The 10,417-nt window shown below is 67.3% G+C and carries 13 protein-coding genes; 7 read left to right on the top strand and 6 right to left on the bottom strand.

What is annotated here, in order from left to right; all coding sequences use genetic code 11:
- Nucleotides 1–167: 167 nt before the first annotated feature.
- Together AC5RUF_RS15880 and AC5RUF_RS15875 are read right to left on the bottom strand one after the other, a co-directional pair.
- Complete coding sequence (locus tag AC5RUF_RS15880; RefSeq protein ID WP_494131224.1) at nt 168–1,016, bottom strand: MBL fold metallo-hydrolase; 849 nt, start codon at nt 1,014–1,016, stop codon at nt 168–170.
- 66 nt (nt 1,017–1,082) lie between these two features.
- Nucleotides 1,083–1,346 (bottom strand): hypothetical protein, encoded by a 264-nt coding sequence (locus AC5RUF_RS15875; protein WP_494131223.1) that lies wholly within the window; start codon nt 1,344–1,346, stop codon nt 1,083–1,085.
- A gap of 340 nt (nt 1,347–1,686) precedes the next feature.
- Between AC5RUF_RS15875 and AC5RUF_RS15870 the strand changes: the two genes are divergently transcribed.
- Genes AC5RUF_RS15870 through AC5RUF_RS15855 form a run of 4 tightly spaced genes read left to right on the top strand, consistent with a single transcriptional unit; the run spans nt 1,687 to nt 3,466 of the window.
- The gene (locus AC5RUF_RS15870) at nt 1,687–2,058 is read left to right on the top strand and encodes an ArsR/SmtB family transcription factor (protein WP_494131222.1); all 372 of its coding nucleotides are present in this window, start codon (nt 1,687–1,689) and stop codon (nt 2,056–2,058) included.
- Nucleotides 2,055–2,561 (top strand): SRPBCC family protein, encoded by a 507-nt coding sequence (locus AC5RUF_RS15865; protein WP_494131221.1) that lies wholly within the window; start codon nt 2,055–2,057, stop codon nt 2,559–2,561. The genes AC5RUF_RS15870 and AC5RUF_RS15865 overlap by 4 nt, the downstream gene beginning before the upstream one ends.
- Nucleotides 2,561–3,046: an SRPBCC domain-containing protein gene (locus AC5RUF_RS15860; RefSeq protein WP_494131226.1), complete on the top strand. Its 486-nt coding sequence runs from the start codon at nt 2,561–2,563 to the stop codon at nt 3,044–3,046. Before AC5RUF_RS15865 ends, AC5RUF_RS15860 begins: the two co-directional genes overlap by 1 nt.
- 3 nt (nt 3,047–3,049) lie before the next feature.
- Entirely contained in the window at nt 3,050–3,466 is a 417-nt protein-coding gene (locus AC5RUF_RS15855) for a VOC family protein (protein ID WP_494131220.1), read from the top strand.
- Between the two features lie 71 nt (nt 3,467–3,537).
- Here AC5RUF_RS15855 and AC5RUF_RS15850 read toward each other — a convergent pair whose 3' ends face one another.
- A complete protein-coding gene (locus tag AC5RUF_RS15850) occupies nt 3,538–4,455 on the bottom strand; it encodes a hypothetical protein (RefSeq protein WP_494131219.1) in 918 nt (305 codons plus the stop codon).
- Nucleotides 4,456–4,788: 333 nt separating this feature from the next.
- Here AC5RUF_RS15850 and AC5RUF_RS15845 point away from each other — a divergent pair, with 333 nt between their 5' ends.
- Nucleotides 4,789–6,195: an amino acid permease gene (locus AC5RUF_RS15845; protein WP_493996324.1), complete on the top strand. Its 1,407-nt coding sequence runs from the start codon at nt 4,789–4,791 to the stop codon at nt 6,193–6,195.
- 42 nt (nt 6,196–6,237) lie between these two features.
- Here AC5RUF_RS15845 and AC5RUF_RS15840 read toward each other — a convergent pair whose 3' ends face one another.
- Together AC5RUF_RS15840 and AC5RUF_RS15835 are read right to left on the bottom strand one after the other, a co-directional pair.
- The gene (locus AC5RUF_RS15840; protein ID WP_493996314.1) at nt 6,238–6,543 is read right to left on the bottom strand and encodes a hypothetical protein; all 306 of its coding nucleotides are present in this window, start codon (nt 6,541–6,543) and stop codon (nt 6,238–6,240) included.
- Nucleotides 6,544–6,748: 205 nt separating this feature from the next.
- Entirely contained in the window at nt 6,749–7,000 is a 252-nt protein-coding gene (locus AC5RUF_RS15835; RefSeq protein WP_494131218.1) for a hypothetical protein, read from the bottom strand.
- A 523-nt stretch (nt 7,001–7,523) separates the two neighbouring features.
- Between AC5RUF_RS15835 and gluQRS the strand changes: the two genes are divergently transcribed.
- Together gluQRS and AC5RUF_RS15825 are read left to right on the top strand one after the other, a co-directional pair.
- The gene (gene gluQRS / locus AC5RUF_RS15830; RefSeq protein ID WP_494131217.1) at nt 7,524–8,435 is read left to right on the top strand and encodes a tRNA glutamyl-Q(34) synthetase GluQRS; all 912 of its coding nucleotides are present in this window, start codon (nt 7,524–7,526) and stop codon (nt 8,433–8,435) included.
- A gap of 30 nt (nt 8,436–8,465) precedes the next feature.
- Nucleotides 8,466–10,247, top strand: a complete 1,782-nt coding sequence (locus AC5RUF_RS15825) for a glycoside hydrolase family 15 protein (RefSeq protein ID WP_493998452.1) — start codon at nt 8,466–8,468, stop codon at nt 10,245–10,247.
- Nucleotides 10,248–10,284: 37 nt separating this feature from the next.
- Here the strand turns inward: AC5RUF_RS15825 and AC5RUF_RS15820 are convergent.
- The coding region (locus AC5RUF_RS15820; RefSeq protein ID WP_494131225.1) for an excalibur calcium-binding domain-containing protein at nt 10,285–10,417 on the bottom strand (133 nt) is incomplete at its 5' end.

Below are 10,417 nucleotides of genomic sequence, written 5' to 3'. Positions count from 1 at the left end.
GGGCCCGGCCGCGGAGGCGGCGCCGGGCCGCCGGTCCGCCTTGCCCGGTTTACCGGCGGGGCCCTGCGGATCGTTGGGGGCAGCCTGTTCGTCCATGCGCCTCTCCGTTCCAGCCGGATGCGGATTCCGCGGCCAGTGTACGGGGACGGATCACGGGCCGGAAGACGTCACCTATGCCCTGCCCGGCTGGCCGGCTCCACCCGCCCGTAGGTGGGCTCCCCTGCCCAGCCCGAGCCGGGGGCAAAGACCGGTTTGGCCCTGGCAACGCGTTGTGTCCGGGCAGCGGCCACGGCATCGCGGACCGCAGTTCGCAGAGCCGGCCCGTGTCCGGGCAGCAGCAGGCAGGCATCCAGCCGGGCCAGGACCGCCAGGGACTTCTCCGCACCCTCACCGTCGTGATGGAACATGGCATGCAGCAACTGCGGCCCGTTGCGGGGGCTGATGGCGTGGCCGGTGACCAGGGCGTCGCCGGTAATTACGGCCTTGGCGTCCGGGAGGTAGAACGCCGTGTGCCCGGGCGTGTGCCCCGGTGTTGGGACCGCCACCGGCCGCCCGGGCAGTCCGGACAGCATCTCATCCGTCCAGACGGCCGCCCTCGGGACCGGCACCCCTTTCGGACCGCCGGCACGCAGCACCTGCCCGGCCCAGTGCAGGACCCGGGGCTGCCAGGCCCGGGCCAAAACCTGCAGCGGCGTGACGGAGAACTTCTCCTGCCCCGTCAGGTGCCGATGCTCGGTGGCACTGCTGAGCACCGGTGTGCCGTACTCGCGGGAAAAATGGGCGGCCGCGCCCGTGTGGTCCACGTGGGCGTGCGTCACCAGGACGGCGACGGCGGCGGCGGGGTCCAAACCTGCCTCGCGGATCGAGTCCAGCACCAGGGGCAGGTCGCCCCGGTACCCGGCGTCGACCAGCGTGAACCGCTCCCCGGCGCGAAGGATCACCCAGTTCGACGCCGGGCCCTCCACGAAACAGATCCCCGGGGACGGTTCGGTGAGGGTGTATGCCTGCCGTGCCATGGCGGCTCCTGTTCACGGTCGGCCCGGCCCGTTCGGGGCGGAACCGGGACATCATCGACATTCGGTTCAGAGGGTCAGGACCACCATCATGGACGTAAAAGCCCAGACTGCGAAGATCCCCAGAAACATCCAGGCCCCGCTGCGGTCGCCACCGCGGCGGTGAAACCACGCATACACAGCCCATCCACCGATCAGGGAGACCAGCCAGCCGAAACTGGCCCAGAAGGTGGCAGGGTCCAGACGCGACTCTTCCGTCAGGTCTGTGGCGACACGGAAAACGAAGTAGGCCGGATACGCAGCTACGAGATACAGCGCATGCGTCAGCACCATCACGGTGGTCCCAGCGCCGCCAAGCGAATTGTCGTTGTCAGGTCGGACAGCGGGATCATTACTCCCCCGCAGCCTCCGGGACCCTGTTTGCGTCCCTGGCCGGGCACCCGTCCGTGTTCCTTTGTAATCCATCCCCACCCCCGTTGGCGTCGGCAGCAATGCCTGCCTGCGCCACCCTAACCCAGGTACCGCTTCCGGTACACGGCCGGCAGGTTTTTCCCGAACCCCCTTGATCGGGGCCGGACCCGGACGTAACGTCGTAATCAACCAATCGGTTGAACAACCAGCACCTTGATTACGCAGTTCTTTTGGGCGAGCAGATGGAAAGCTGACCGAACGCATGGACCCCCGCGGCGATGACACGGACCTCCTGGACCGGGCCTTTTTGGCCCTGGCCGATCCGGCCCGTCGCCAGATCATCGCCAGGCTTTCCCGGGGGCCGGCAACGGTCAACGAATTGGCGGAACCCTTCGAGATCTCCAAGCAGGCGGTCTCGAAGCACATCCAGGTCCTCGAGCAGGCGCAGCTGGTCACGCGCAGCCGTGATGCGCAGCGCCGGCCCGTCCACCTGAATCCCGCACGGTTGGAGGCGCTCACCGCCTGGATCGGCCAGTACCGGCTGGTCCGCGAGGAGCAGTTCCGCAGCCTTGATGCCGTGCTTCACGCACAGGCCGCTGCGAAAGGCGGCCCGCAGGCAAAGGATCCATCATGACCAACGCACTGCAGCTCTCCGTTCCAGACGGCGTCCCGTTCATCGATTTCAGCCGCGAAGTGGATTACCCGGTGGCACAGGTATTCCGCGCCTACGCCGAGCCGGACCTCATCCTCCAGTGGCTGGGTCCGCGCGGAATGAAAATGGAAATCAACCACTATGACTTCCGCACCGGCGGCTCCTACAGCTACATCCATACCGGCCCGGACGGGGTGCCGTACGAGTTTCGGGGAATTTTCCACACCGTGCGCGAAAACGAAGCCGCCATCCAGACCTTCGAGTTCTCCGGCTACCCGGACATCACCAGCTTGGAGTTCATGACCTTGGAAGCGCTCGACGGCGACCGCACCCGGATCACCGCCCACTCCGTCTACCCCTCCATGGAGGCACGGGACGGAATGGCGGCCTCCGGCATGGAGGCCGGCGTCGCCGAAGGCTTCGACCGGATGGAGGAGCTGCTGGCACAGCTCCAGCCGGCGCCGCTGCAGGGAAGGGGAATGTGATGGGCAACCCCCTGACCCTGCATGCCCCGGACGGTGAGCCTTTCCTCGAATTTCACCGGGAGTTCGATTTCCCGGTGGGCGAGGTCTTCAAGGGGCACACAGACCCGGATTTGTATGCCCGATGGGTCGGTCCGCGGGACGTGGCTACCCGGATAGACGTGTTTGAGGCCCGCGACGGCGGTGCCTACCGATTTGTACATTCGCGGGGCGACGACCAATTCGCCTTCCGGGGCATCTTCCACACCGTGCGGCAGGACGAGTTCCTGTTGCAGACGTTCGAGTTTGAAGGGTACCCGGACGTGGTCACGCTTGAGTACGCCACGTTTTCCGCGCTCCCCGCGGGCCGGAGCAGCCTCTCCGGCCGCTCGCTCTACCCCTCCGTTGAATCCCGCGACCAGTTCGTGACAAACGGCATTGAAGACGGAATGTCGGCCGGTTACAACCAGCTGGACGAACTCCTTGCCTCCGTGCGGACGGGAGGATGACCCGTGGACTGGACCCTCGAAGTGGTGCAGGTTCCGGTCAGCGACCTGGACCGGGCGGTGGGCTTCTACCGCGACCAAATCGGCTTCACCCTGGACCACCGGACCACCAATGCACAGATGGACTTCGCCCAGCTGACTCCGCCGGGTTCGGGCTGTTCCATAGTGCTGGGCATGGCGCAGATGGCGCCGGGCTCCCTCCATGGACTGCAGTTGGTGGTCTCCGACGCCCGCGCCGCCCGGCGCCAGCTGGTGGACCGCGGCGTGGACGCCGGCGACGTCACGGTCATTGACCCGCGCGACGGCGGAACGTTGTTCGGGTTCGCGGACCCGGACGGCAATTCGTGGACCGTGCAGGAAATGAAGGTACGGGCAGAACACCCGCTGATCCCGCAGGAGGCACGCGGGGCAACCGGCGGCTGATACCGGGAAAACAGCAAGGGCGGGTCCGTCGCCGGAACCCGCCCTTGCGGTTCTGCCTGGTCAGTTGCCGGCTACTGGGCGGTCCAGTAGGTGCGGTCCTCGTTATCCCAGGCGAAGGTCGGTTCCACAAACACCTTGGCGTCGGCCAGGGCCTCCGTGGGAACATCCATGCAGACCTGGAAGTCAGCCACGCCGCCCTTCTCGAGCGTCGGCACGTCGTAGTTTTCATTCTCCAAAACAACGGAGCAGGTCGACGGATCATACTGACGGGCATCCGCGCCAATGAACTTGGTGGACAGGTCCACCCAGGGGTTTCCCTCGCCGTCGCCCTTGTATTCCACAGCCAGGTCCACCAGCACGTACTGTCCCTGCGGTGCCGCGTTGTAGGGGTTGACGGCGGCAATGATGTCACTCGCGTTGGTGTTCACCCCGGTCACGGTAACGCTGTAGTCCCCGACCGTTGCGGCCGTACCGATGGCCAGCGCATCTTCCGCAGCCTTCTGTTCCTTCTCGGAAGTATCGACGACACCGTCGGCTCCATCCTCGATGGATTCCGCCACGTCATCGATCACCGCACTGTAGAACGCCTGGGTGGCCAGGACTCCGACCAGGGACAGCACCACCAGGACCAGTGCCGCGATGGACATGGCTTTGGCACGGGAGCGGTTCTTCACCGAGATAACCAGGGCAGGGATCGCGAAGCCAAGGCCGATAAGGCCCAGGACGAACACCAGGTTGTTCACGAAGGGCACCCAGCACAGCAGCAGTGAGACAATGCCGATCACCAGGGCCGTGATGGCCAGCCCCTTTCCGGCCTCCGGGTTGACCGGCTTGCCGGCACCGGGTCCGTTGAATCCCTGTCCGGGACCCGGCTGTCCCGGGTACCCCGGGTGTTCCTGGCCCGGCTGGCCCGGCTGGCCCGGCTGGCCCGGCTGGCCCGGACCCGGCTGCCCGGCAGGCGGGTTCGGCGAATAAGCGGTGTTGTCCATGGTGTTCTCCCCATTTTGCGAGTGCGTTGCTAAGTGGCGGGGCGACCCCGCCGGGTCCGATTTCGTCCCTGTGGGAAACGTATCGTCCGGCACTGACATTTTTGTCCGGCGGGGTGTTCGGACCGTTGCAGCGCCCCGGCCCGGGGCCCGGGATCCGGGCAACATCCGGCGTCGGCGACTGCTCCCGCCCGAAATCGGAGCCGCCGGACGAAGGCGTACCATGGATAGGCCGACTATTCGGCCAATCCCCCAATCTGCAAGGTGCGTTGTTCTTTGAAGTCCTCCTTCACCCAGGCATTGGCCCGCGGGCTGAATGTCCGGCACATCCGCTTCATGGCGCTCGGTTCCGCGATTGGCACCGGGCTGTTCTACGGGTCTGCATCCGCCATCCAGTCGGCCGGTCCGGCCGTCCTGCTGGCGTACATGATCGGCGGCGCGGCTGTGTTCCTGGTCATGCGTGCCCTTGGCGAAATGGCCGTCCGACACCCGGTTTCGGGCTCGTTCGGCCACTATGCCAGCCGCTACCTGGGGCCGTTCGCCGGGTTCATCACCGGCTGGACGTTCGCTTTCGAAATGGCCATTGTCGCCATTGCCGATGTGACGGCGTTCGGCATCTACATGGGCTTCTGGTTTGAGGACGTTCCACGCTGGATCTGGATCCTGGCCGTGGTGCTGCTGATCGCCGCCCTGAACCTGATGCGGGTGAAGGTCTTCGGTGAAACGGAGTTCTGGCTGTCCATCATCAAGGTCGCGGCCATCATTGCGATGATCGTCGGCGGGGCCGCGATTGTGGTCTTCGGCTTCGGCCTGCCCGACGCCGCGAACCCGGGCCTGGACACGATGCTGGGCTCCGGCGGATTCTTCGCTAACGGCTTCTGGGGACTGCTGGCGTCCTTCTCCATTGTGATGTTCGCCTTCGGCGGCATCGAAACCATCGGCATCACCGCCGGCGAGGCGGACAACCCGAAGAAGGCCATTCCCGCCGCGGTGAACACCGTGCCGGTGCGCATCCTGCTGTTCTACGTCTGCGCCCTGGGCATCCTGATGATGATCTTCCCGTGGCAGGACATCAACGGGGAAACCAGCCCGTTTGTGCAGATCTTCGACACCCTGGGCATCCCGGCCGCGGCGCACATCCTCAACGCCGTGGTCATCACCGCAGCCATCTCCGCGATCAACTCCGACATCTTCGGCGCCGGACGGGTGATGTACGGGCTCTCGCAGGAAGGCCAGGCCCCGGCGTCGTTCGCGAAGATCTCCCGCAACGGCGTGCCGTGGATGACCGTGGCCACCATGGCCGTGGTTCTGCTGACCGGCGTGGTGCTCAACGCCCTGCTGCCCGAATCGCTGTTCACCATCATTGCCTCAATCGCCACCTTCGCGACCGTTTGGGTGTGGCTGATGATCCTGCTCTCCCACATCGCCATGAAACGCGACATCAAGCGGCGCGGCCTGGCCCCCTCGGAGTTCGGCGTGCCGTTCTGGCCAGTTGCTTCCTACGCCGCGCTGGCCTTTATGGGCTTCATTGTGGTGCTGCTGGGCATCATCCCGGAAACCCGGGTGGCCCTGATCGTGGGTGTGGTCTGGATTGCGTTGCTCTTTGTCGCCTACCGGCTGTGGGTGCGCGGCGACGGCCGCCTGCGGGCAGACCTGGCCGACGAGACCGGCCGGACCGGCGCAGAAGCACCCGATGCAAAGGCAGCCGAGATCGACACAACCGACGCACCAAACCGAGCCTGACCGTTCCGGATCCGCCTCCGGCCGGTCGGCGGCAACCCGGCACTAGCCCCAGTGGATGGCGGTGGCGATCACCGAGGCCAGCAGTCCCGCCACGGCCAGGATGGCCCCGATCATCCGGTTCGGCAGGTCCAGCCACGACGGCCGGTTGGTCAGGAACGTGTACAGCCCGGTGCACAGTGCGATCAGTCCCGCCGAGCCCAGCAGACCCGTGAAACCCGTTGCCACGCCTTGGGCAATGATGAGCAGCACCACGATCAGGCCCACCACCACGATGGTCCAGCGGGAGCCGCCCGACGTCGTCGTCCGCCTTCCGTTCGATGAACTGCGTCCCGCGAAACCACTAGTCATCGGTTCATCCCACCCGGGGCCGCCGTCCCGCCCAGCACGGTAGCCGGCGGTTCCCTCGTCGCCGACAGGTTACTCCCGGAACCCCGGGAAAACTCTGGGCGTTCCGTGTGAGTCGAAGGCGGGCCCCCTCCGGCGCAGACCCACGCCGAGTCCGCCGGCCGGGCCTAGCCCCGTACGGGATCGGCGGACAGCCCCAGCCGGGCAACTACCCGGGGAGGGCTCCGGGCGTCCCGTGCCAATCCCGTGCGTGCCCGGCCGGAAGCCGGACCGTGCGGAACAGTGCCAACCGCAGCGGACCAAGCCGCAGGGTCAGGAGCGGCCAGTCGGCCTTGCCGGAACCGGAGTCGGTGGAGGGTGCCCGTTCCCGGGCAGTCCGCAGGCGTGACCACAGGGCTTCGCTCGCCGCTATTTTCTGCCGGTGCTCCAGGAGGGCCACTTCAACTTCCATGAGTCCCATACCCTCGAGGCTAGGAACGCTGCCGCTTCCGGAACCACGGCTTTGCGGACACCCGCGGTCCGGATCCGGGACCGTTTTCAAGAGGATCCTCTGCAGGGCACCGGCGTCCGGCTCATGCCTGTGAGGGCGTCCCGGCTCAGACCGGCGCGGAGGGACCGTGTTTCCCACACTCTGGTACTCCCGTGACTGGTGGTTCCCCACCAAGCACAGGGCTAACAGTGCGTGGGAACTTCGCCGATCTGCGGGCGTGCCGGCGGCAGCAGTCGGGTTTTTGCTGCCGCTTGGGAATTTGCTGCCGGTCCGCGGGGAGGTCCTGCCACTTGGGTTTCTGCTGCCGCCTAGGGTTTCTGCTGCCGCTTTGAACTGGCAGCAAAAACGCAAACCGGCAGGAAAAGCACGTGCGCCCGCCACGTAGCCCTCGGCGGGCCCCGCCCAACATCCGCGCTCACCGCGCTCACCGCGCTCACCGCCCGCCCGACGAGCGCCCGCACAGGGACAGGGCGAAGGTTTATAGACTGAAGGGGTGCCTACTTCCTCCGCCGCCGGTTCCGCCGCCGCCGGCCGCTTCGCCCCCAGCCCCACCGGAGAGCTGCATGTAGGCAACCTGCGCACCGCCGTGCTGGCCTGGTTGTTCGCCCGCAGCACCGGCCGCCGGTTCCTGCTCCGGATGGAGGACCTGGACCGCGTGCGGTCGGGCGCCGAAGCGGCCCAGCTGCGCGACCTCGTAGCCATCGGGCTGGACTGGGACGGAGACATCATCCGGCAGTCCGAGCGGCTGGAGCTGTACCTGGATGCCATCGCCCGGCTGCGGGAAGCCGGGCTGGTGTATGAGTGTTTCTGCACCCGCCGCGAGGTGGCCGAAGCGGCCTCCGCCCCGCACGCCCCGCCCGGCGCCTACCCCGGCACCTGCCGCCACCTCACCGAAGAGGAACGTGCCCGACGACGGCGGGAGCGGCCCGCGGCGCTGCGGCTGCGGGCGCAGGTCCCCGAGTTCACCGTGACCGACGAGCTGCACGGCAGCTACACCTCCGCCATGGATGACCTGGTGCTGCTGCGCAATGACGGCGTGCCGTCCTACAACCTGGCGGTGGTGCTGGATGACGGGCTGCAGGGCATCGACCAGGTGGTCCGCGGGGACGACCTGCTCAGCTCCGCACCGCGGCAGGCCTACCTGGGGTCCCTGCTGGGACTGCCCGAAGTGAGCTACGCCCATGTGCCGCTGGCCTTGAACCCGGCCGGCCAACGCCTGGCCAAGCGCGACGGTGCCGTGACCCTGCCCGATCTGGCCGCCGTCGGGCTGGAGACCGATGCTGCGCGAGCCCTGATCCTGAACTCGCTGGGCCTGCCCGGGACCTTGGACAAAGCCCTGGCCGAATTCGCCCCGGCACACATCCCGCCGGAGCCTTGGGTGTTCGAGGCACCCCGCACCGCCTGACCAACGCCACCAGAACGAGGAGCTGCACAGATGAGACTGCCCCAACCGGACCGCACGGACGGCTACGTGGACCTGCGTTCCTACGGTGCCATCGGCGACGGACGGACCGTGGCGCTGGTGGCCCTGGACGGCTCCATCGACTGGTACCCCACCCCGGATCTGGACTCCACACCCGCGTTCGCCCGGCTGCTGGATGCGAAGAACGGCGGGCAGATCGAACTGCGACCGGTGGAGGGCTTCACCGTGGAGCGCGCCTATGTGGAGGGCACCAATGTCCTGGCTACCACCTTCACCACGGAGTCCGGCAGCGTGCGGGTCACCGATTCGCTGAACACCGGAGTGGCCGGCCGGTTGCCCTGGGGTGAGCTCGCGCGGCGGATCGAGGGGCTTGACGGCGAGGTGCGGATGCATTGGGCGGTCACGCCGGGCAGCAGCTTCAACACCGCTTCCCCGTGGGTGCAGCAGTCTGTCCACGGACCCGTGCTGCAGGTGCAGGGCACCACCATGGCGGTCCGTGGCCGGGACATCGGCGAGGAACAGGCCTCCGACCGGGACATCAGCGGCAGCTTTACGGCCCGCGCCGGAACACGCCACCTGCTGGCGGTGATTTCCACCCATGACGAGCCGCTGCCGCTGCCGGACCTGGACACTATCGACGACGGCGTGGACCGCACCATAGCGAACTGGCAGGACTGGTCACGCGAGTTCCAGTACGAGGGACGCTGGAGCGACGCCGTGGAACGCAGCGCGCTTGCCCTGAAGCTGCTCCTGCACAGTCCCACCGGGGCCATTGCCGCCGCCGCCACCACATCCCTGCCGGAAAACGTCAACGGCGGAAAGAACTGGGACTACCGCTACGCCTGGGTCCGGGACACTGCCTACACCCTGCATGCCATGATCCGTTTCGGGTTGCGCGAGGAAGTGCATGCGGCCGTGTCCGGGATGCTCAAGAACGTGCGGGAGCAGGGATCGGACCTGAAGGTGTTTACCCGGCTCAACGGCGGCAGCGCCGCGGATGCCGAGGTGCTGGATATGCCCGGCTGGCGCGGAATCGGCCCCGTGGTCAACGGCAACGACGCCGCCGCGCAGCTGCAGATGGGCGTCTTCGGGGACCTGTTCAACATTGTCCAGATGTACGTGGACGCCGGCCATGTGCTGGACACCGGCACCGGACGCTATCTGGCCGATCTGGCCGACCTGGCCTGCGATGTCTGGCAGCGCAAGGACTCGGGCATGTGGGAACTGGACGAGGAACGGCACTACACCACGTCCAAACTGGGCTGCTGGCACGCCCTGAGCTGCGCCTCCCATCTGGCGGACCTGGGCCAGATTCCCGGCACGCCGGAACGCTGGCGGGCCGAGCAGGAACGCATCCGGAACTGGGTGGATGCCAACTGCTGGTCCGAGGAACGCGGCGCCTACGTCTGGTATCCCGGCACGGATCAGCTGGATGCCTCCATCCTGCTGCACGCCATCAGCGGTTTCGACCGGGGCGAGCGGATGTCCTCCACCCTGGACGCGCTGCGCAGCGAGCTGGGCCGCGGGCCGCTGCTCTACCGGTTCAGCGGGGCCGAGAAGGAGGAGGGGACCTTTGTGGCGTGCGCCTTCTGGATGGCGGCCGCCCTGGATTGCGTGGGCCGGCGGGACGAGGCCGCCGCACTGATGGACGAACTGGTTCCGCTGGCCAACGATGTGGGCCTGTATACCGAGATGATTGCCGAACAGGACTCCGCGTTCCTGGGCAACTTCCCGCAGGGGCTGTCCCATCTGGCGCTGATCACCGCGGCACTGACACTGGGCGAGGACCGCTGAGCACGGCGCTTTCCGGTATTCCAGCGCCCGGTGCCGGTCAGGACTCGCAGCCCACGCCGTCGCCGTCGCGGTCGAACTTCGGGTCCCACCCGGCGTCGCCCACCCGGATGGGCGCCGCACCGGCGGCCCGAACCGCCGAGCAGTTGGCGTAGGCCGCGCTGCCCGCCGGC

The organism is Arthrobacter sp. Y3224198 (assembly GCF_059090025.1).
The sequence above is the reverse complement of the archived record's forward strand: the minus strand, read 5'-3'. Positions and strand labels throughout refer to the sequence as shown.